The following is a 20,550-nucleotide window of genomic DNA, read 5'->3' as shown; positions in this document are numbered from 1 at the left end:
ACCAGGGCCCCGGCGCGCTCCCGACCGGAGGGTGGGCAGTGTGGCTCGACACGACCGGCTGTACCCGGAGCCGACGGGCGAGGTGCGCATGAGTCTGTCCCTGCGCTTCGCCGCCGGATCGCACAAGGGCATGATCCGGGAGGGCAACGAGGACTCCGGTTACGCCGGTCCCCGCCTGCTCGCGATCGCCGACGGCATGGGCGGCGCCGCGGCCGGCGAGGTCGCCTCCTCCGAGGCGATCTCCACCATCGTCGCCCTCGACGACGACGTCCCCGGCTCCGACGTGCTCACCTCGCTCGGCACCGCCGTCCAGCGGGCCAACGACCAGCTCCGCATGATGGTCGAGGAGGACCCCCAGCTCGAGGGCATGGGCACCACCCTGACCGCCCTGCTGTGGACCGGTCAGCGCCTCGGCATGGTGCACGTCGGCGACTCCCGCGCCTACCTCCTGCGCGACGGCGTCCTCACCCAGATCACCCAGGACCACACCTGGGTGCAGCGTCTGGTCGACGAGGGCCGGATCACCGAGGAGGAGGCCACCACCCACCCGCAGCGCTCCCTGCTGATGCGGGCCCTCGGCAGCGGCGAGCACGTCGAACCCGACCTCTCCATCCGCGAGGTCCGGGCCGGCGACCGGTACCTGATCTGCTCCGACGGCCTGTCCGGCGTGGTCTCCCACCAGACCCTCGAGGAAGCCCTGGCCAGCTACCAGGGCCCCGAGGAGACCGTCCAGCACCTGATCGAGCTGGCCCTGCGCGGCGGCGGCCCCGACAACATCACCGTGATCGTCGCCGACGTCCTGGACCTCGACACCGGCGACACCCTCGCCGGGCAGCTCTCCGACACCCCGGTCGTGGTCGGCGCCGTCGCCGAGAACCAGAACCAGCTCTCCGACAACGGCATCATGCAGACCCCCGCCGGCCGCGCCTCCGGCCTCGGCAGGCGGCGCAAGGAGGGCGGCGGAGGCGAGTTCGGCCCGCCCGGCAGCGGCGACATCACCGGCTTCATCCCCACCGACGGCTTCGCCTACGGCGACGACGACTTCGTCAAGCCCGGCAAGAACCGCCGGTGGCTCAAGCGGTCCGTCTACAGCCTGCTCGCGCTCGCCGTCCTCGGCGGCGGCCTGTACGGCGGCTGGCGCTGGACCCAGACGCAGTACTACGTCGGCACCAACGGCGAACACGTCGCCCTGTACCAGGGCATCAGCCAGGACCTCGCCTGGGTCTCCCTCTCGGAGATCGAGAAGGACCACCCCGAGATCGAACTCAAGTACCTGCCGCCCTACCAGCGGAAGCTGGTCGAGGCGACCATCGCCGAGGGCGACCTCTACGGCGCCCGCGCGAAGATCGAGGAACTGTCGGTACAGGCCTCCGCGTGCAGGAAGCAGGCCGAGCGGCGTTCCGCCGAGACCGAGAAGAACGCGAAGACCGGCGAGGGCGAGGCCGGGGGCACCACGGGAACCACACCCGCCTCCTTCACGTCCAAGGCCTCGCCGACGCCGGACCCCTCGGGTTCGGCGAAGGCACCGGAGCAGTCCACGCCCCCGTCCACGACCGCACCCACTTCCAGCCCCGGCCCCAGCCTCTCGGAGGAGGAGCAGAAGGTCGTCTCGTTGTGCGGTAAGCAGTAGGCAAGCCGTGAGAGGCCCTGTCACACGATGAGCAGTACTACCAACCCGTCGACGCAGCACACGTCCACGATCGGCGCGATCGGCGCACCCAGCCGCCGCAACACCGAGCTGGCGCTCCTGGTGTTCGCCGTCGTCATCCCGGTCTTCGCCTACGCCAACGTAGGGCTGGCCATCAACGACGAGCTGCCCACCGGGCTGCTGAGCTACGGCCTGGGCCTCGGCCTGATGGCGGGCGTCGGCCACCTCGCCGTACGGAAGTTCGCCCCGTACGCGGACCCGCTGATGCTGCCGCTGGCCACCCTGCTCAACGGCATCGGCCTGGTCGCCATCTGGCGCCTGGACCAGTCGAAGCGGCTGCAGGCCAGCAGCACGTTCGTCGAGGCGGCGCCACGCCAGCTGATGTACTCCGCGCTCGGTGTCGCCCTGTTCATGGCCGTGCTGTTCTTCCTCAAGGACCACCGCGTCCTGCAGCGCTACACCTACATCTCCATGGCCGGCGCGCTGATCCTGCTGCTCCTGCCACTGGTCCCGGGCATCGGGCACAACGTCTTCGGCGCCCGGATCTGGATCAAGATCCCCGGACTCGGCACCCTCCAGCCCGGCGAGTTCGCCAAGATCGTCCTCGCGGTCTTCTTCGCGGGCTACCTCATGGTCAAACGTGACGCCCTGGCCCTCGCCAGCCGCCGCTTCATGGGGCTCTACCTCCCCCGCGGACGCGACCTCGGCCCGATCATCGTCGTCTGGATCATCTCCATCCTGATCCTGGTCTTCGAGACCGACCTCGGCACCTCGCTGCTGTTCTTCGGCATGTTCGTGGTCATGCTGTACGTCGCCACCGAGCGGACCAGCTGGATCGTCTTCGGTCTGCTGATGTCCGCGGTCGGCGCCGTCGGCGTGGCGAGCTTCGAGTCGCACATCCAGACCCGTGTGCAGGCCTGGCTCGACCCGATGCACGAGTTCGAGCTCAGCCGCGCCGGGGTCCAGGACGGCATCGTCCACTCCGAGCAGGCCATGCAGGCACTGTGGGCCTTCGGCTCCGGCGGCACCCTCGGCAGCGGCTGGGGCCAGGGCCACTCCGACCTCATCGGCTTCGCCGCCAACTCCGACTTCATCCTCGCCACCTTCGGCGAGGAGATCGGCCTGGCCGGCGTCATGGCACTGCTCCTGCTCTACGCGCTGATCGTGGAGCGCGGCGTGCGCACCTCCCTCGCCGCCCGCGACCCGTTCGGCAAGCTGCTCGCCATCGGCCTGTCCGGCGCCTTCGCGCTCCAGGTCTTCGTCGTGGCCGGCGGCGTCATGGGCCTGATCCCGCTGACCGGTATGACGATGCCCTTCCTGGCGTACGGCGGTTCCTCCGTCATCGCCAACTGGGCACTGATCGGCATCCTGCTCAGGATCAGCGACACCGCCCGCCGCCCGGCGCCCGCCCCCGCCACCAACCCCGACGCCGAGATGACCCAGGTGGTCCGCCCGTGAACAAGCCCCTGCGCCGGGTCGCGATCTTCTGCGGCCTGCTCATCCTCGCCCTGCTCATCCGGGGCAACTGGCTGCAGTACGTCCAGGCCGACGAGCTGGCCTCCGACGACGAGAACCGCCGCGTCAACATCGAGCGCTACGCCACCCCGCGCGGCAACATCATCGTCGACGGCAAGGCCATCACCGGGTCCGTCGAGTCCAAGAGCGGCGACTACAAGTTCAAGCGCACCTGGACCGACGGTGCCATGTGGGCGCCGGTCACCGGCTACTCCTCGCAGGCCTTCGGCGCCAACCAGCTGGAGAAGCTGGAGGACGGCATCCTCACCGGCAACGACGACCGGCTCTTCTTCCGCAACACCCTCGACATGATCACGGGCCAGCCGAAGGAAGGCGGCAGCGTCGTCACCACCCTCGACGCCGCCGCGCAGAAGGCCGCGTACAAGGGTCTCGGCGACAAGAAGGGCGCCGTCGCCGCGCTCGACCCGGAGACCGGCAAGATCCTGGCACTGGCCTCCACGCCGTCGTACGACCCGTCGAAGTTCGCCGGGACTTCCGACGAGGACGCCAAGGCCTGGCAGAAAGTCCAGAAGAAGAACAACCCCGACGACCCGATGCTGAACCGGGCACTGCGCGAGACCTACTCGCCGGGCTCCACCTTCAAGGTGGTCACCGCCGCGGCGGCGCTGGAGGAGGGCTTGGTCGACGACATCGACGCCAAGACCGACACTCCGGAACCGTGGATCATGCCGGACACCACCACGCCCCTGCGCAACCACGGGAACATCCCCTGTGAGAACGCCACCCTGCGCGTGGCCCTCCAGTACTCCTGCAACAGCGTCTTCGGCAAGCTCAGCCACGAGGTCGGCAACGAGAAGATGATCGAGTACGCGGAGAAGTTCGGCTACAACAACCCCGAACTGGACACCCCCGTCCGCGCCGCCGAGAGCATCTTCCCCGAGGACAACAGGTCGCAGAACGCCATGGCCGGCATCGGCCAGGCCTCCAACCGCGCCACCCCCCTCCAGATGGCCATGATCACCGCCGCCATCGCCAACGACGGCAAGCTGATGAAGCCGTACATGGTCGACCAGCTCAAGGCCGCGAACCTGGACACCATCGAGACGACCGAACCGCAGGAGCTGTCCCAGCCCCTCTCCTCGGAGAACGCCCAGAAGATCCAGGAGATGATGGAGACCGTCGTCGAGGACGGCACCGGAGGCAACGCCAAGATCGACGGCGTCACCGTCGGCGGCAAGACCGGCACCGCCGAGCGCGGCGTCAACAACAGCGGCAAGCCCTACGCCTGGTTCATCTCGTACGCCAAGACCGACCAGGGCTCCCCGGTCGCCGTCGCCGTCGTCGTCGAGGACAGTGCCGCGACCGGTGCCGACATCACCGGCGGCGGCCTGGCCGCACCGATCGCCAAGGCCGTCATGGAGGCGGTCCTCAAGGACAAGCAGTGACCCCCGTCACGTCCGCTTCACATCGGTGCACGTTGCGGTACCGGTCCCATATCGGCTGACGCACTTGGCCAGGTCACACAAAAAGAGCCGGGTACGGTAGGCCCGGACGGCAGCCTCCGGCGGCACGCGTGTGCCGCCCGGGACCGACGGAGAGGGCTGGTAGTAGCTATGGAAGAGCCGCGTCGCCTCGGCGGCCGGTACGAGCTGGGCCCGGTGCTCGGCCGTGGTGGCATGGCGGAGGTTTACCACGCGCATGACACCAGGCTCGGACGCCAGGTGGCGGTGAAGACGCTGCGCGCGGACCTCGCGCGCGACCCGTCCTTCCAGGCCCGGTTCCGCCGGGAGGCCCAGTCGGCCGCCTCGCTCAACCATCCCGCGATCGTCGCGGTCTACGACACGGGCGAGGACTACATCGACGGGGTCTCCATCCCGTACATCGTCATGGAGTACGTCGACGGCTCCACGCTCCGTGAGCTCCTGCACAGCGGCCGCAAGCTGCTGCCGGAGCGGACGCTGGAGATGACCATCGGCATCCTCCAGGCCCTGGAGTACTCCCACCGGGCCGGCATCGTCCACCGCGACATCAAGCCGGCCAACGTCATGCTGACGCGCAACGGCCAGGTCAAGGTCATGGACTTCGGCATCGCCCGCGCGATGGGCGACTCCGGCATGACGATGACCCAGACCTCGGCCGTCATCGGCACCGCGCAGTACCTCTCGCCGGAACAGGCCAAGGGCGAGCAGGTCGACGCGCGTTCCGACCTGTACTCCACCGGCTGCCTGCTGTACGAGCTGCTGACCGTCCGGCCGCCCTTCGTGGGCGACTCCCCGGTCGCGGTCGCCTACCAGCACGTACGGGAGGAACCGCAGCCGCCGAGCGTCTTCGACCCCGAGATCACGCCCGAGATGGACGCGATCGTGTTGAAGGCGCTGGTCAAGGACCCCGACTACCGGTACCAGTCGGCCGACGAGATGCGCGCCGACATCGAGGCCTGCCTCGACGGCCAGCCCGTCGCGGCGACCGCCGCCCTGGGCGCGGTCGGCTACGGCGGCTACCCCGACGACCAGCCGACGACGGCCCTGCGCCAGGACGCCGGCGCCGCGGCGGCGACCTCGATGCTGCCGCCCGTGAACCCGGACGACGGCGGCTACGGCTACGACGACCGCCAGAGCCGCCGCCGCCAGCCGAAGAAGAACAACACCTCGACGATATTGCTGGTCGTGGCGGGTGTCCTGGTCCTCATCGGCGCGATCCTGATCGGCCGCTGGGCCATCAGCGGTGGCGGTGGCGTGGACAACGACAAGGTCGCGACCCCGAACTTCGTCGGCGAGACCAAAGCGGACGCCGAACAGCAGGCCATCAACGGCGACGTGAAACTCACCTTCAAAGAAGCACCCTGCGAGGACCAGAGCAAGGGCAAGATCTGCGACCAGGATCCCGACGCGGGCACGAAGGTCGACAAGGACTCCACCGTCACCCTGACGGTGTCCACCGGGGCACCGAAGGTGACGGTGCCCGACGTGCAGGGTCTCACCTATGAGAAGGCGAAGTCCCAGCTCGAGGAGAAGGGCTTCACGGTCGAGCAGGAGACGGAGGTCTCCGACCAGACCCCGGGTGTGGTCATCGGGCAGGACCCCGAGGGCGACACGGAGCAGGAGAAGGGCAGCACGATCACCCTCACCGTCGCCAAGGAGGCGGACAAGGCCACCGTGCCCGACGTCACCAACAGGACCTGCGACGAGGCCAAGGCCCAGATGACCGCCAACGAACTCGTCGGCAACTGCGTCCAGGTGGAGACGGACAACCCGGCTCTGGTCGACAGGGTCATCGGGACCGACCCCGTGCAGGGCACCCAGCTCGCCAAGAACTCGCCGGTGACCATCCAGATCGGCAAGGCCAAGGAGAACCAGCAGGTCGCGGTCCCGAACATCAATGGGCAGACCCTCAAGGACGCCCGGAGGATGATCGAGGAAGCCGGACTCGTGGTCGGCAACATCGGTGGCTCGCAGGACGAGAACTCCCGGGTCATCGCCTCCAACCCCGGTCAGGGCAACCCGGTCAACAAGGGAACGGCGATCAACCTGGTCACCGTGGACCAGGGCGGCAACAACGGAGGCATCTTCGGCGGCCTCACCGGCGGCCGCGACGACGACTGACGCGGCGTAGCACCCCGTACGACAGGAGCCCCGGCACCCTCTTCGGAGGGGATCGGGGCTTCCGTCATGAGCCCGTCCCGCACACGCGTCCTCGCTTCGCTCGTGCCTTCGCTTGTCACCACTCGTTGATCGGGTGGGGTGGGACATCCGGAGTTCTGCCCCGGCCACGAAAACGAAAGGGGCAGAAGGTGATCAACGAATCCGCACTCCTGGAGTCGAAGACTCTGCGCAGCGGCGTGCTGGACCGGACGGACGTCCTCGACAGGGTCAAGGCCCTGTCGCTGCTGCCGGACGGGATGCATGTGACGACGGCGATGGTGGCGGCGTACTTCGAGGTCACGGTCGAAGTCGTCCGCCAGTTGGCCAAGCGCCACCGTGAAGAGCTCGAAGTCAATGGAATGGCGGTACTCCGAGGCTCTGACCTGCGCCAATTCGAGAGTGACAACGTGTCACTCTCACTGGCGAGTTATCCACAGGCCCGTCGGAGTCTCACCATCTACTCCCGGCGAGCCGTCCTCAACGTCGCGATGCTCCTCCGCGACAGCCATGTCGCCCGTCAGGTACGCACATACCTGCTCGACATGGAGCACCTGGCCCGCACACAGCCTGTGGAAAACCCTCCGCGGCCCGACACCGCCCTGCTCGACGACCGCATCGACCAGCGCATCACCCGCATCCTCGGCACGACCGTCGTACCGATGTTCAACGCCCTGATCGCCACCTCCGGTGAACACCGCCGCGAACTCATCGAGCTCCGCGAGGACATCGAGAACGTCGAACGCACGCTGTGCCGGCACCACCGCCGGATCAGCGGTCTGGAGGAAGAGATTCCGACGGGCCGGGCCAGGGACTCCATCGCGTCCATGACCTGGCAGGCGTTCGATCGTCACGTGGCCGGTCTGCTGCGCCGGGACGGCTGCCGCGACGTCGTCGTACGACAGGCCTGCATCGACCGGGGCATCGACATCACCGCACGCACGGCCGACGGCCGTACCGTCGCCGTCCAGTGCGAGAACCGGGCGGGCCACCGCCACGTGCCGAGCTCGGACATGCAGAGGTTCGCCGGAGCCGCACGAGCCGTCGAACGCGTCGACGTCGCCCTGTTCGTCACCACGTCCTACTTCAGCCACGAAGCACAGGCGATCGCCGACCTGAGCGGAGTCCTCACCGTGAACCGTGCGGAACTGGAGGCGTGGAGCGCGGGAGCACGGCTGAAGGCGCTGCGCCAGGCCCATGAGCAGAAGGCCCGAAGCCGCAGAAGGAGGTTGCGGCTTCGGGCCTTCGCCATATTAGGCAACCGACTCCCTCGACAGGGAGATTCAGCGCAGCTCCGCCGGCGGTGTCCGCTCCTCGTCCACCTTCTCCGTGCGGACCAGTTCACCCCAGACGATGTAGCGGTACTTGCTGGTGTACACCGGCGTGCAGGTGGTCAGCGTGATGTAGTGGCCGGCCTTCTTCTTCCCGGACTCCTTCGGGATCTTCCCGAGGACGTCGACGTTGTACTTCGAGGTCTCGGGGAGGATGCCGTAGACCTTGTAGACGTACCACGTGTCCTTCGTCTCGAAGACGATCGGGTCGCCCTTCCCGATCCTGTGGATGCCGTGGAACTTCGCGCCGTGCCCGTCCCGGTGGGCGGCGAGGGAGAAGTTGCCCTTCTTGCCGGAGGTCGGCAGGGTCGCCTTCACGGGGTCGGTGTAGTAGCCGGCGACGCCGTCGTTGAGGACCTTCATCGACGTGCCCTTCTCGACGAGGATCTCGTCACCGCTCATCGCGGGCACGTGCAGGAAGCCGATGCCGTTCCTGCTGTCGTAGGAGGGGGGTCCACCGCTGCCGCCGCCGTCGCCGCCGGACTCCTGGGACCAGGAGTCGCGGACCTTGTCCGCCTGCTTGTCCGCCGCACGGTCGGCGACGACGTTCGTCCACCACAGCGAGTAGACGACGAACAGGCCGAGCACCAGGCCCACGGTGATGAGGAGTTCCCCGAAGAAGCTGACCGCCATCGCCACCGGCCCCAGGCGGCGGCGCCCCGGTGGCGGCGAGGACGCGGGCGCGTCGGCGTGTTCTTCGGTGTCGTCGGCGGTCGCTGCCACGTTTCCTCTGCCCTTAACTGACGAGCGCATCCGGCTTGCCCTTGCTGCGCGGCCGTTCCTCGACCATCTTTCCCCAGACGATCAAGCGGTACTTGCTGGTGAACTCCGGTGTGCACGTGGTCAGCGTGATGTAGCGGCCGGGCCCGGTGAAGCCCGATCCCTTCGGCACCGGGTCGAGGACGCTCACATTGCTCGGCGACGTCACCGGCAGGATCGACGCCATCTTGTAGACGAAGTACTCGTCCTGCGTCTCCACCACGATCGGGTCGCCCGGCTCCAGCCGGTTGATGTACCGGAACGGTTCCCCGTGCGTGTTGCGGTGGCCCGCGAGTCCGAAGTTGCCGGTCTTCGCGTCCGGCATCGCCGTCTTCAGCGCGCCCTCCGCGTAGTGCCCCACCATGCCGCGGTCGAGCACCTTCTTGCTGCTGATGCCCTCCGCGATCGGCACCACCACGTCCAGCTTGGGGATGTGCAGCAGCGCGAAGCCCTGCCCCGGCTCGAACGCCCCCGGCTTGCGCTCGCCGCTGGCCCAGTCGTCCTGGAGGTCGCTGACCTCCTTGCCGGCCTGCGCGTGCGCCCGCACGTTCGTCCACCACAGCTGGTAGGTGACGAACAGCAGCATGAGCAGACCGCAGGTGATGAACACCTCGCCGATCGCCCGGCTCGCGACGACCGCCGGACTCGCCTTGTGCGCCCGTGCCTGCCGACGCGCCTCCACCCGCGACAACGGAGCCCGTGAGGCCCCCTCAGACGCCTCTGACGCCCCTTCCCGGCCCACGCCCGCACCGGGGCCCTCCACGGCCTTGTGGGAGCCTCCACGGCGCCCGTGGCGCTTCCTGGCGGCCTTCCTGCGGGCCGCACGCCCGCCCGGTGCCGCTAAAGGAGCCGACGCGGACTCCTCGCCTGCCGTCCGCGCCGTACGCTCCGGCGGCTCGGGGATCCGCAGCGCCACCGTCTCCTCGTCGGCCGGCGGCAGATACGCGGTGCTCCCGGCAGCGCCGCCATAGGAGTCGGACGCCGTGTCGCCGTACCACCCGTCCCCGTACGCACCCGGCGCTCCGTACGGCTGCCCGCCGTACGAGGTGCCCTGTTCGCCGGCGCCGCCGTAGGCGTCGGCGCCGGACTCGCGCTCGGGACGCAGCGCGGTCACGCCGTGGCCCTGCCCACCACCGGGGCGAGCCCCGCCGACCTCGCCACCGCGCCCTCGTCGCCGCACTCCACCAGCCAGTTGGCCAGCATCCGGTGGCCGTGTTCGGTCAGTACCGACTCGGGATGGAACTGCACACCCTCGACCAGGAGTTCACGGTGCCTCAGCCCCATCACCATGCCGTCCGGCGTCCTGGCCGTGACCTCCAGCTCCGCCGGCACCGTGGCCGGTTCGGCGGCCAGCGAGTGGTAGCGGGTCGCCGTGAACGGGGAGGGCAGGCCCGCGAAGACGCCCTTGCCCCCGTGCTCCACCGGCGACGTCTTGCCGTGCAGCAGCTCGGGCGCACGGCCTACCACACCGCCGTACGCCACCTGCATCGACTGCATGCCGAGGCAGACGCCGAACACCGGCACCCCGGTGGACGCGCAGTGCCGCACCATGTCCACACAGACGCCGGCCTCCTCGGGAGTGCCGGGACCCGGCGACAGCAGCACCCCGTCGAAACCGTCCTGAGCATGCGCCGTCGACACCTCGTCGTTGCGCAGGACCTCGCACTCGGCGCCCAGTTGGTAGAGGTACTGGACCAGGTTGAAGACGAAGCTGTCGTAGTTGTCGACGACGAGAATGCGCGCGCTCACTGGTTGTCCACCGTCACATCGTTGAAGGGCAGCAGCGGCTCGGCCCACGGGAAGACGTACTGGAAGAGGACGTAGACCACGGCGATGATCAGCACCAGTGAGATGAGTGCCCGCACCCACCCGTTGCCCGGCAGATGCCGCCAGATCCAGCTGTACATGCCGTCCCTTCCGTCGTACCACGGCACCAGACCCACGCCGTACGCCAACAGACTAACGGCGCGACCCCTCCGTTTTCCCGGCCTCCACAGGCTGTGTGAGGTCGGGGCGGGCCCGGCCGCGTGCACCCACGCATACGTGGTTCGGAGCCGATCGCCTCGATGTCCGGGGATGTTTCACGTGGAACCCGGAAGGACCGCTACTCCACGGGCTTCGCATAGTGCAGGTCCACCGTGCCCGAGTAGCCGGGCAGCGTCACCGTCCCGTTGTCCTCGACCTGCCAGCCGAGCCCGTAGACGTTGACGTACACCATGTAGTTCTGGATCGCCGGCGAGGCACTGAGCGCCTTCTTCAGCTTCTCGGGATCACCGACCGCCGTGATCTTGTACGGCGGTGAGTAGACGCGGCCCTGGAGGATCAGGGTGTTGCCCACACAGCGCACGGCGCTGGTGGAGATCAGCCGCTGGTCCATGACCTTGACGCCCTCGGCGCCGCCCTGCCACATCGCGTTCACCACGGCCTGGAGATCCTGCTGGTGGATGACCAGATAGTCGGGCTGTGGCTCGGGATAGCCGGGGAGCTTGGCGGTGGCGTCCGGCGGCGCGTCGTCGAGGGTGACCGTGATCGCCTCGCCCTTGAGCTTCTGCGTGCCGGCGCGCTTCTCCAGGGCGGCGAGCTTGTCGTCCTCCGCCTTGGTGCTGCCGTCGTCACGCTCGGCGAGGGACTCCACGTCGTCGCGCAGCGCTCCGTTGGACTCCTCCAGCTCGCCGTTCTTGCGGCTGCGCTCGTGGATCAGGTCGGAGAGCTTCAGCAGCGAGGCATCCGTGCGGATGTTGGTGCCCTTGGCCGTGTCGAAGCTGGTGAAGAAGATGAGTCCCGCCAGAGCGAAGACGCCCGCGGTGAGGATCCGCACGGGCCGGAGACGGCGCCGGCGGGCAGCACTGGATTCCTTCCCGGGGAAGTCGGCAGAATTGCTCAACGTACCCTTATCTCCTTCGGCGCCGTGGAAGCACTACGCTAACGGACGCCCGGGGGAGTGCTCGGAGTCCCCTTGTACGCTGCCCCGAGCCCGACCCAGTTCCCTGCGCGGCCACGCAGCGCATCGACAGGAGAGACCCTCGTGCCGAAGTCACGTATCCGCAAGAAGGCCGACTACACGCCGCCGCCGGCGAAGCAGACGACCGCGCTCAAGCTGACCAACCGTGCCTGGGTCGCGCCGGTGATGCTGGCCATGTTCCTCATCGGCCTGGCCTGGATCGTCGTCTTCTACGTCACCGACGGTTCGCTGCCCATCGACGCCCTGGGCAACTGGAACATCGTGGTGGGCTTCGGGTTCATCGCCGCCGGGTTCGGCGTCTCCACCCAGTGGAAGTAACGCTCACCGCACGGTGAGCGCTCCCCTGCCCAGGGCTGTCCATCAGCTCTGGGCAGGGTTGTCCTCTGAGTTATCCACAGCCCTTGTCCACATGTGGATAGGAGACCCGATCTGTGGATAACTTTCGGGGCCTTGACGCCGGTGTGACAGAAATACCAGTAACCGAAAATCTGTTCGTACGCCGCCTGAACTGCGGAAACGCTGGTCGATCACCCAGCACACACCCCTCAGGGCACCCTGTGCACAAGATCCGCCACCGACTGTGGACAACTCGGTGCTCAGGTGAGCTGCGCCGTCCTCAGCAGGGTCACCAGGACGACCACGGCCAGCACCAGCGCACAGGTGCCGTACTGCACCAGCGACCGCCGCTCGCGCGGGGCGTGCACCATGGCGTACCCGATCACGACACCGGCGACGAGTCCGCCGACATGGGCCTGCCAGGCGATGTTGCCCCAGCCGAACGTGATGATCACATTGATCACCAGCAGGGCGATGACCGGACGCATGTCGTAGTTGAGCCGGCGCATCAGTACGGCGGTCGCGCCGAACAGCCCGAAGATCGCGCCGGACGCGCCGAGCGAGGCCGTGGTGCCCGCGGCCAGCAGATACGTCAGCGCGCTGCCCGCCAGGCCCGAGATCAGATAGAGCGCCAGATAGCGGGCGCGGCCGAGGGCCTGCTCCAGCGGTCCGCCGAGCCACCACAGACCGAGCATGTTGAAGCCGATGTGCCAGATCTCCTCATGCGTGAACATCGAGGTGAACAGGCGGTACCACTCGCCCTCGGCCACCCCCTCGGTGGGGAGGAACGGCGCCGGCGGCCAGACGCCGACCAGCACGAGGTGGTCCAGCAGGGACGACCGGACCTGTACGGCGATGAACACCGCGAGGTTGATCCCGAGGAGGATCTTGGTCAGCAGCCGGGGATCGGCGGCGACGGCTCCACCGGCGAGCGTGCGGGGCAGGGAGGCCGTCGGCGCGTGGCCCGTGCCCGAGCCCTTGCGGACGCACTCCGGGCACTGGAACCCGACCGAGGCGTCGACCATGCACTCGGGGCAGATCGGCCGCTCGCACCGGGTGCAGCGGATGCCGGTCTCGCGGTCCGGGTGGCGATAGCAGACGGGGACGCGCTGGGCGTCCTGCGGAGTGCCGGCTGCCTGGTCGTCCATGGGATCCCCTAGGTCGTGTGGAAAAGCCCCGCCCCGCCCATCCTTACGGATGAGCGGGGCGATCGGTTCCCTTCGGGGGCTTTCGCGCTCCGGGGGCGGGGTGTCAGCCCTTGGTGATCTCGCCGATCACGACCGACTCGATCACGACGTCGTTCACCGGGCGGTCGGTGCGCGGGTTGGTCTGCGTGGCCGCGATGGAGTCGATGACCTTCTGGCTGGCGGCGTCGGTGACCTCGCCGAAGATGGTGTGCTTGCGGTTCAGCCAGGCCGTCGGGGCGACGGTGATGAAGAACTGCGAGCCGTTGGTGCCCGGTCCGGCGTTCGCCATCGCCAGCAGGTAGGGCTTGTCGAAGCGCAGGTCCGGGTGGAACTCGTCCTCGAACTGGTAACCGGGACCACCGGTGCCGTTGCCCAGCGGGTCTCCGCCCTGGATCATGAAACCGCTGATCACCCGGTGGAAGACCGTACCGTCATAGAGCTTGTCCGTGGTCTTCGCACCGGTCTGCGGGTGGGTCCACTCCCGCTCGCCCTTGGCGAGCTCGACGAAGTTCTTGACCGTGATCGGCGCCTGGTTCGGGAAGAGCCGGACCTGGATGTCGCCGTGGTTGGTCTTCAGGGTGGCGTTGAGCTGCTCAGCCACGATGTGCCTTCCGTTGTCTTTCCGTGACTCCCTGATCCTCGCACGGACGGGGCGCGCAGTCGCCCGGCGTCCGCTCACAGGTGACGAACCGGGCCGTTCCCCTTGCGCGGAACCGGGTGGGCGGTCCCGCGCAAGGGGCACATGGCGGCGATCCGTGGCATTGTCGACGACAAGCTCCTGTTGCCCGGTTTCATCCGCCATCACAGTCGATATCACCATCGATCACGTTCGTCGGCACCCGGATGCCCGTCCGCGCATGCCGCGCGGTGACCCGGCAGGCATGATCCGTAAAAGGGTGGAAAGTCGAAATACCGTACGCCACCGAGGAGGAGGAACCCGTGACCCGCATCGACAGCGTGCGCGCCGCGACCGGTTCGGCGAAGGATAGCGTGCTGCACGCCGCGGAAGCGGTGGCGCCCTACGCCGACACGGCCAAGGTCAGGGCCGCGCACTACGCGCAGGAGGCCCGCGTACGGCTCGCGCCCATGGTGACGCAGGCCGCAGGCCAGGCCCGCGTTCAGTACGGCGCCCATGTGCAGCCGTATCTGGAGCAGGCCCGGACGCATGTGCCACCGAAGGTCGACCTGGCCGCCCACCAGGCCGCCGACCGCACCCGCAAGGTCGCCCGGCAGGCAGCGGACTACTCCCGTCCGAGGATCGAGCAGGCGGTGGCCGCCGCCGGCCCCATGACGGAAGAGGCCGCTGCCCGTGGCGCGGCGGCGCTGGTCGCGCTGCGCGGTCAGGTTCCGGCGCGGCAGATCCAGAAGCTGGTCCGCAAGCAGCGGCGGCGGGCGAAGGCCGGCCGTGCCGCGAGGGTGGTCCTGATCGTGGGCGCCGTGGCGGGCGGTGCCTTCGCCGCCTGGAAGTGGTGGGACAAGCAGGCCAATCCGGACTGGCTGGTGGAGCCGCCGGCCGCGACGGATGTGTCGTCGGGGTCGGCCAGGCTGACGTCGGTGGACGGCAGCAGCGGGGCCACGCTCGACCCGGAGGTCGAGGCCAAGGAGGCCGAGGAGGCCGCCCGGCGCGACGACCAGACCTGACGCGCGGCGACGTCAACGGCGCGGTGGGGCAGGAGACTTGGACGTCTCCTGCCCCACCGCGCCGTTTCACGTGAAACAAGGAACCCCTCCCGCCACGTTTCCGCAGCTGGGAGGGGTCCGAATGTGGAGCCTAGGGGAGTCGAACCCCTGACATCTGCCATGCAAAGACAGCGCTCTACCAACTGAGCTAAGGCCCCGGAGGAAAGCGTCCACCTGCGGGAACCGCATCCCGGTGGGCGCCTGGGACCAGAGTACCGGGTCCCCCGGGGGATTCCGCAAAAAGATTGGGGGTCCCCGTGACCAACCACTCTCCGTAAGATGCTCGGACGTGGTTCGCTACAGCGAACCACGGTTCTTGGGGAAGCGATGGGGAGACGCAATGGACGCCGCACAGCAGGAAGCCACCGCAAGAGCGCGGGAACTGCAGCGGAACTGGTACGGGGAGCCGCTGGGGGCGCTCTTCCGTAGGCTCATAGACGACCTGGGCCTCAACCAGGCTCGTCTCGCGGGGGTGCTGGGATTGTCCGCACCGATGCTGTCGCAGCTGATGAGCGGTCAGCGGGCGAAGATCGGAAATCCCGCCGTGGTGCAGCGGGTGCAGCTGTTGCAGGACCTGGCGGGGCAGGTCGCCGACGGCAGTGTGAGCGCGGCCGAGGCGACCGAGCGCATGGACGAGATCAAGAGGTCCCAGGGGGGCTCGGTGCTCAGCAACACCACGCAGACGACGAGCAGTTCGGGAGCGCCCACGGTCAAGCGGGTGGTCCGTGAGATCCAGTCCCTTCTGCGTTCGGTGGCCGCCGCCGGCGACATCATCGAGGCCGCCGACACCCTCGCCCCCACGCACCCCGAACTGGCAGAGTTCCTCCGGGTCTACGGCGCGGGCCGCACCTCCGACGCGGTCACGCACTACCAGTCCCACCAGAACTGATTCCCCGCCCGGCGGCCGGAGGGGGGTCCGGCCGCCGGGGACGCGCGGAAGACGGGGGACACCGCAGGGGAGGGGCGACGCACAGCGATGGGTGAGGTCTTCGCCGGCCGGTACGAGCTGGTCGATCCGATCGGGCGCGGGGGTGTCGGTGCCGTCTGGCGTGCCTGGGACCACCGCCGCCGCCGTTATGTGGCCGCCAAGGTCCTGCTGCAGAGCGACGCCCACTCCCTGCTCCGTTTCGTGCGCGAGCAGGCGCTGCGGATCGATCACCCCCATGTCCTGGCGCCCACGAGCTGGGCCGCCGACGACGACCAGGTCCTGTTCACCATGGACCTGGTCGCCGGCGGTTCGCTGGTCCACCTGGTCGGCGACTACGGCCCGCTGCCGCCGGCCTTCGTCTGCACCCTGCTCGACCAGTTACTGGCGGGGCTCGCCGCGGTGCACGCGGAGGACGTCGTGCACCGTGACATCAAGCCCGCCAATGTGCTCCTGGAGGCCACCGGCACGGGCAGGCCGCGGCTGCGGCTGTCGGACTTCGGCATCGCGATGCGGCTGGGCGAGCCCCGGCTGACCGAGACCAACCTGGTGGTGGGCACGCCGGGTTATCTCGCGCCGGAGCAGCTGATGGGCTCCGAACCGGACTTCCCCGCCGACCTGTTCGCCGTGGGCCTGGTGGCGCTGTACCTGCTGGAGGGCGCCAAGCCGGATGCCAAGGCCCTCATCCAGTACTTCGCCGACCACGGGACGCCCGGTGCGCCCCAGGGCGTCCCCGAGCCGCTGTGGCAGGTGGTGGCCTCGCTGCTCCAGCCGGATCCACAGGCGCGGTTCCGTACCGCCACGGGGGCGCGGAAGGCGCTCGCGGCCGCCGCGGAGCTCCTTCCGGAGCCCGGCCCCGACGACGAACTGATCGAGATCTTCGACCAACTGGGCCCCTTGCCCCCGGGGTTCGCCGCGGACGGTCCGCTGAAGCGGGCTTCGGGCGTGGTGCGTACGGTCCCGGAGGAGGAGCGGGGTTCTTCGACCGGCTCCGGATCCGTCCGGGACACGGGTGGTGCGGACGCCTCCGGCGGTACGACCGGCCCCGGATCCGTCCGGCCGGCCACGGCGGCGGGTGCCGGCACGAACGCCGGAACCGGCTCGGGGGAGCACGGTGCGGGCCCGGACGGGGGCGGGGGCGTCGTACCCGCCGATCCGCGTCCGGGCACCGCGTCCGGCGCCTCCCCGCGGCCGCCCGGCATGTCGGACACCGGGAGCTTCCCCCTGCCGCCGCCCCGGGCCACGCTCACCTCCTCCCCCGCGCCCGCTCCGCCGCCCCCCGAACAGGCCCCCCGGGTGCCGGTGCGGCACCGGCCGGCCGACGCCGTACCCTCCGTGTTCCCCCACGACCCCACTCACCGGCTGCGCTCCCCCCTGCCGCGGCCGGCCGCACGGCCCGACGCCTCCACCGCGGAGTACACCGCCCAGGCCCCGCCCGCGGGCGAAGCACGGTCACAGCGCGGGCCCACCGCCCCCCGGACCCATCGCCGGCGCAGCCGGCGCCCCGGTCCTCCGGCACAGGTGGTCGTTCCCCTGCTGCTCCTGGCCCTGGCCTGCTACGCCGTGGGGTTCTGGGCCCTCACGCGCCTCTGACCGCCGCTGTCCGAGCCGTCCACGGCCTACGGAACGGCCCGTCGCCGGACCGCCAGCGTCCACACACCGAGCCCCGCCAGCAGTGCGGTGCCCGTGCCGATGCCGCCCACGGCGAGCGCCCGGAAGGCGGTGTCGTCGCCCGCGTCCCCGCCCCCGGCCGCCGCCTCCCGGTCCTCCTCCGTGACCGTGAAGACGTCCGGCGGCACGGACTCCCCCGTGTATCCGGGTCCGTCCTGTGCCGCACCGTCCAGCCGCACCTTGAGCGTCAGCGGGACGGGTCCGTCGCCGAAGTCGTCCGCCACCGCGGCCGAGAGGTGTGCGACGAGGTAGTAGGAGCCGGCGAACCGCATCGCCCCGGCCTGGCGGCCGGCGGCGTGCCGGTTGGCGTACGCGACCGGCGGGAGGGGCGCGAGGCTCTCCGCCTTCCGGCCGCCGTCGTAGCCGACGCCCACGTCCACGACGCGACCGCGTACGGGGTTGTAGAGGTCCAGGTCCAGCGCGGCGGCGGTATAGCCTCTGACGCCCTTGCCCGAACCGCCCAGTTCGGCGGTGGCGTAGAGCTGCCGGCCCCAGTCGACGGGGACCTTGTAGAAGAGTGTCTGGCCGGGGCGGATGTCGTCCCGCCAGACCCCCTGGCCGACGGGGGTGGCCCGGGAAAAGCCCGCGCCTCCGGAGCGCCGTTCGGGCTTCCCGGTGAGGGCCTGGGGAGGGGCGGAATTCCACTCCTTCGGCGCGCTCGGTGCACCGGCCTGCTCCACAGGGGGTTCCGCCACCGCGGTGAGCTCCATCTCCCAGGGGCCGGGGGAGGAGCCCTCCCCGGCCGGGTCGACGCGTTCGACGCTCAGGTAGTACGTACCGGCCTCCTGGCAGAGTGATCTCCCGGGTGAGATCTCCCGCATGGCCCACGCGGCGACCGGATGCCTGCTGCCGGCGGTGCCGAAGCTCGCCGTGTCCACGTCGCAGGAGCGGCCCTCGCCGTCCTGCACGGACACCTTGACCCCGTCGATGACGGAGGCGGTGCGGCCTGCCGGGGGCGCGGCGGTGGCGGAGACGTAGGTGCTCGTGGCGGCGTCGAGTTCGAGGCGGTAGTGGACCGCGCCGCTCGCCGGGAGGGTGCTCCGGTAGGTGCGGCCGGGCTCCAGCTCCACGGCGTCCGCGGTGCTCGCGGTGCCGTCGATCCTCCGCGCGTCCTCGGCGAAGGCATAGGCCCCGGTGTCGTCGGCGGCCTCGTCCGCGGCGGCCACCCGCCCCGGCAGCACACCGGCCAGCGCCAGCACCGTCACGGACGCGAGCGTCACCACGCCCGCGCGTCCACCGGCCGGGGGCCCGACGCGCCCAGCCCGGGCCCTACCCCGCCGTCCTCTCACGCGCCACCCCTCGTCGTCGCCCGGACGTCGCACCGCGCCCACATCCTGCCCCGCGGACGAGGCCCTCGGACAAGTCCCCGGCACACACAAAACCCCGACCGCGTGGGCGGCCGGGGTCTGTTCAGCGTCGGATGTCGGTACTCACGAACCCGTGGGCACGGAGTCAGTCGCCTCCGTCCACAGATCCTGCTCGGCGCGATCCGCCTGGATCTGGCGGTACACGAGGAGCCCGCCGATGGCGGCCAGTGCGACCAGGAGAAGCTTCTTCACCGCGCGACCTCGTCTTTCCTTGACGTAGGGGACCTCTGCCGCCCGACTATACACACCGGTCGATACCGATCGGTGACCTGCGTCGGCTCCGCCAACTGCCCTCCGGGACGGCGCAGTAGAAGCGGAGTACGGCGATCCGGCCAGAGGGTGATCACATCCGCACGGACGGTCACTTTGGCGACTTCCCTGCCGCCTTCACATCTTTTCTCCGCCTATGCACCCATCTGTGTGGTGTTCATCTGAACATCCACGCGCCACGAGCGTCGGTCCACCACTTCGCGAGCCCCATACACATCATGAGGAAAGTACGCAAATCGCCCAACCCGAAAGTGAGGGGCCGTGGCCCGGAACAAGGTCATGAAGCTGTGGAACGCCATCGTCACCGCCTTCCTCGCGCTGTGCACGGCGCTCGGACTCATCACCACGACCGCTTCCGCGGCCGTACCGCAGACCGACAAGACGCGCAACAGCGACAGCACCCCGAACATGTCGGCGCCGACGACGCCCCTGCGGCCCCGGTCACTGGCCAGGGCCCTGCCCCCCACGATGAAACAGCGCATCCACGCCGAGGCCCACGGCAAGTCTCCCAGTTGTCGGCACCGTCCGCTCTCGGACACGACGGCGGAGCCCGGCTCCGCGGACTGTTCCGACGACACGACGTCCACCCGCACGGAACCCGCCGCCGGCCGCATCCCCCTCCAGCGCTGATCCCAGGGCCTCCGCCACCTCCTCCTCGCGCCGTCGCCGCCTCCCCGAGTCCTGGCGAACTCGCGTACGGCACCACGGCCCGAGCCGGCACCAGAAGACCCCGGTCGACATCCGACCGGGGTCTTCTTCGCTGTCCACGGCAGGGGACGGACGTCAGCCGCCGCGATCACTGCTGTAGGTTCCCGCTACGGGGCGGGCGGACGGACCGGGGGAGTCATGGCAGCACTCGGGTTCGTCTTCATCACCCTGCCGTGCCTCGCCATCATCGGCTTCACCTGCTTCGCGGCGTGCCGGGCCCAGAAGCACGAGGCCTTCAAGGTGCTGGCCTACGCATGCCTGGCCTTCGGCCTCGCGTGTGCCCTCGTCCCCGTCGGGGTCGTCGTCTGGATCTCGTCCCTCTGAGCAAGGTACCGGGGCCGCTCACCGGCCGATGCCACCTGCGGACGCCGAAGACCCCCAGTCGGTACCGACTGGGGGTCTTCGTGCTGGTGGGGCTAACAGGATTTGAACCTGTGGCCTCATCCTTATCAGGTCGATCATGGGACCCTGCCGCCCCTGGCTCTCGGTTGCTCGGCGGCCTTCTGCCGGTCGTCCTGGTGCGCCTCGATCCGGCGGTGTACGGGGCTGTTGGTGTCATCCACTGGTGTCAGACACCAGTGGGCCGCTTGAC

At 69.5% G+C, this 20,550-nt stretch carries 19 protein-coding genes, 1 tRNA gene and 1 pseudogene; 11 read left to right on the top strand and 10 right to left on the bottom strand.

The window, feature by feature from the left end:
- Positions 1–88: 88 nt before the first annotated feature.
- The 5 genes and pseudogenes from ACF1DX_RS13215 to ACF1DX_RS13195 all read left to right on the top strand — a co-directional run.
- A complete protein-coding gene (locus ACF1DX_RS13215) occupies positions 89–1,630 on the top strand; it encodes a Stp1/IreP family PP2C-type Ser/Thr phosphatase (RefSeq protein ID WP_391791651.1) in 1,542 nt (513 codons plus the stop codon).
- A gap of 27 nt (positions 1,631–1,657) precedes the next feature.
- A complete protein-coding gene (locus tag ACF1DX_RS13210; RefSeq protein ID WP_391791283.1) occupies positions 1,658–3,106 on the top strand; it encodes an FtsW/RodA/SpoVE family cell cycle protein in 1,449 nt (482 codons plus the stop codon).
- Positions 3,103–4,569 (top strand): peptidoglycan D,D-transpeptidase FtsI family protein, encoded by a 1,467-nt coding sequence (locus tag ACF1DX_RS13205; RefSeq protein WP_391791282.1) that lies wholly within the window; start codon positions 3,103–3,105, stop codon positions 4,567–4,569. Before ACF1DX_RS13210 ends, ACF1DX_RS13205 begins: the two co-directional genes overlap by 4 nt.
- Positions 4,570–4,737: 168 nt before the next feature.
- Positions 4,738–6,726, top strand: a complete 1,989-nt coding sequence (pknB, locus tag ACF1DX_RS13200) for a Stk1 family PASTA domain-containing Ser/Thr kinase (RefSeq protein WP_391791281.1) — start codon at positions 4,738–4,740, stop codon at positions 6,724–6,726.
- A gap of 296 nt (positions 6,727–7,022) precedes the next feature.
- A pseudogene (locus tag ACF1DX_RS13195) lies at positions 7,023–7,862 on the top strand (restriction endonuclease); the annotation flags it as partial.
- Positions 7,863–8,045: 183 nt separating this feature from the next.
- Here ACF1DX_RS13195 and ACF1DX_RS13190 read toward each other — a convergent pair.
- The 5 genes from ACF1DX_RS13190 to ACF1DX_RS13170 all read right to left on the bottom strand — a co-directional run bounded on the left by ACF1DX_RS13190 (position 8,046) and on the right by ACF1DX_RS13170 (position 11,736).
- Positions 8,046–8,816, bottom strand: coding sequence for a class E sortase (locus ACF1DX_RS13190; protein WP_391791280.1), 771 nt, complete (start codon positions 8,814–8,816; stop codon positions 8,046–8,048).
- Between the two features lie 13 nt (positions 8,817–8,829).
- Positions 8,830–9,966 carry a class E sortase gene (locus tag ACF1DX_RS13185; RefSeq protein ID WP_391791279.1) on the bottom strand — a complete coding sequence of 379 codons (1,137 nt, stop codon included), beginning with the start codon at positions 9,964–9,966 and terminating at the stop codon, positions 8,830–8,832.
- On the bottom strand, positions 9,963–10,601 hold the full coding sequence (locus ACF1DX_RS13180; protein ID WP_391791278.1) for an aminodeoxychorismate/anthranilate synthase component II: 639 nt from the start codon (positions 10,599–10,601) through the stop codon (positions 9,963–9,965). Before ACF1DX_RS13180 ends, ACF1DX_RS13185 begins: the two co-directional genes overlap by 4 nt.
- Positions 10,598–10,759 (bottom strand): hypothetical protein, encoded by a 162-nt coding sequence (locus ACF1DX_RS13175; RefSeq protein WP_176726179.1) that lies wholly within the window; start codon positions 10,757–10,759, stop codon positions 10,598–10,600. Before ACF1DX_RS13175 ends, ACF1DX_RS13180 begins: the two co-directional genes overlap by 4 nt.
- Positions 10,760–10,956: 197 nt before the next feature.
- A complete protein-coding gene (locus ACF1DX_RS13170; RefSeq protein ID WP_391791277.1) occupies positions 10,957–11,736 on the bottom strand; it encodes a DUF881 domain-containing protein in 780 nt (259 codons plus the stop codon).
- A gap of 141 nt (positions 11,737–11,877) precedes the next feature.
- On the opposite strand from ACF1DX_RS13170, the gene crgA reads away from it, so the two are divergent.
- Entirely contained in the window at positions 11,878–12,132 is a 255-nt protein-coding gene (gene crgA, locus ACF1DX_RS13165; RefSeq protein WP_030857015.1) for a cell division protein CrgA, read from the top strand.
- A 278-nt stretch (positions 12,133–12,410) separates the two neighbouring features.
- Here crgA and ACF1DX_RS13160 read toward each other — a convergent pair whose 3' ends face one another.
- Both ACF1DX_RS13160 and ACF1DX_RS13155 read right to left on the bottom strand, forming a co-directional pair.
- The gene (locus tag ACF1DX_RS13160; protein ID WP_391791276.1) at positions 12,411–13,298 is read right to left on the bottom strand and encodes a rhomboid family intramembrane serine protease; all 888 of its coding nucleotides are present in this window, start codon (positions 13,296–13,298) and stop codon (positions 12,411–12,413) included.
- Between the two features lie 103 nt (positions 13,299–13,401).
- The gene (locus ACF1DX_RS13155; RefSeq protein WP_391791275.1) at positions 13,402–13,938 is read right to left on the bottom strand and encodes a peptidylprolyl isomerase; all 537 of its coding nucleotides are present in this window, start codon (positions 13,936–13,938) and stop codon (positions 13,402–13,404) included.
- A gap of 338 nt (positions 13,939–14,276) precedes the next feature.
- On the opposite strand from ACF1DX_RS13155, the gene ACF1DX_RS13150 reads away from it, so the two are divergent.
- Positions 14,277–14,978, top strand: a complete 702-nt coding sequence (locus ACF1DX_RS13150) for a DUF5324 family protein (protein WP_391791274.1) — start codon at positions 14,277–14,279, stop codon at positions 14,976–14,978.
- 124 nt (positions 14,979–15,102) lie between these two features.
- Here ACF1DX_RS13150 and ACF1DX_RS13145 read toward each other — a convergent pair.
- Positions 15,103–15,175 (bottom strand) — tRNA-Ala (locus ACF1DX_RS13145).
- A 182-nt stretch (positions 15,176–15,357) separates the two neighbouring features.
- Between ACF1DX_RS13145 and ACF1DX_RS13140 the strand changes: the two genes are divergently transcribed.
- Together ACF1DX_RS13140 and ACF1DX_RS13135 are read left to right on the top strand one after the other, a co-directional pair.
- Positions 15,358–15,906: a DNA-binding protein gene (locus ACF1DX_RS13140; RefSeq protein WP_073933312.1), complete on the top strand. Its 549-nt coding sequence runs from the start codon at positions 15,358–15,360 to the stop codon at positions 15,904–15,906.
- A gap of 87 nt (positions 15,907–15,993) precedes the next feature.
- On the top strand, positions 15,994–17,535 hold the full coding sequence (locus tag ACF1DX_RS13135; protein WP_391791273.1) for a serine/threonine-protein kinase: 1,542 nt from the start codon (positions 15,994–15,996) through the stop codon (positions 17,533–17,535).
- Positions 17,536–17,561: 26 nt separating this feature from the next.
- Here ACF1DX_RS13135 and ACF1DX_RS13130 read toward each other — a convergent pair whose 3' ends face one another.
- Together ACF1DX_RS13130 and ACF1DX_RS13125 are read right to left on the bottom strand one after the other, a co-directional pair.
- On the bottom strand, positions 17,562–18,833 hold the full coding sequence (locus tag ACF1DX_RS13130; protein ID WP_391791650.1) for a hypothetical protein: 1,272 nt from the start codon (positions 18,831–18,833) through the stop codon (positions 17,562–17,564).
- A 210-nt stretch (positions 18,834–19,043) separates the two neighbouring features.
- Positions 19,044–19,172 (bottom strand): DLW-39 family protein, encoded by a 129-nt coding sequence (locus ACF1DX_RS13125; RefSeq protein WP_003999697.1) that lies wholly within the window; start codon positions 19,170–19,172, stop codon positions 19,044–19,046.
- A 339-nt stretch (positions 19,173–19,511) separates the two neighbouring features.
- Here ACF1DX_RS13125 and ACF1DX_RS13120 point away from each other — a divergent pair, with 339 nt between their 5' ends.
- Together ACF1DX_RS13120 and ACF1DX_RS13115 are read left to right on the top strand one after the other, a co-directional pair.
- On the top strand, positions 19,512–19,880 hold the full coding sequence (locus ACF1DX_RS13120; RefSeq protein ID WP_391791272.1) for a DUF6344 domain-containing protein: 369 nt from the start codon (positions 19,512–19,514) through the stop codon (positions 19,878–19,880).
- Between the two features lie 216 nt (positions 19,881–20,096).
- Complete coding sequence (locus ACF1DX_RS13115; RefSeq protein WP_391791271.1) at positions 20,097–20,282, top strand: hypothetical protein; 186 nt, start codon at positions 20,097–20,099, stop codon at positions 20,280–20,282.
- Positions 20,283–20,550: the final 268 nt, after the last annotated feature.

The sequence above is a fragment of the Streptomyces sp. NPDC014676 genome (assembly GCF_043084105.1).
Taxonomy (GTDB): Bacteria; Actinomycetota; Actinomycetes; order Streptomycetales; family Streptomycetaceae; genus Streptomyces.
Note: the sequence above shows the minus strand (reverse complement) of the source record. Positions and strands in the feature narration are given on the sequence as shown.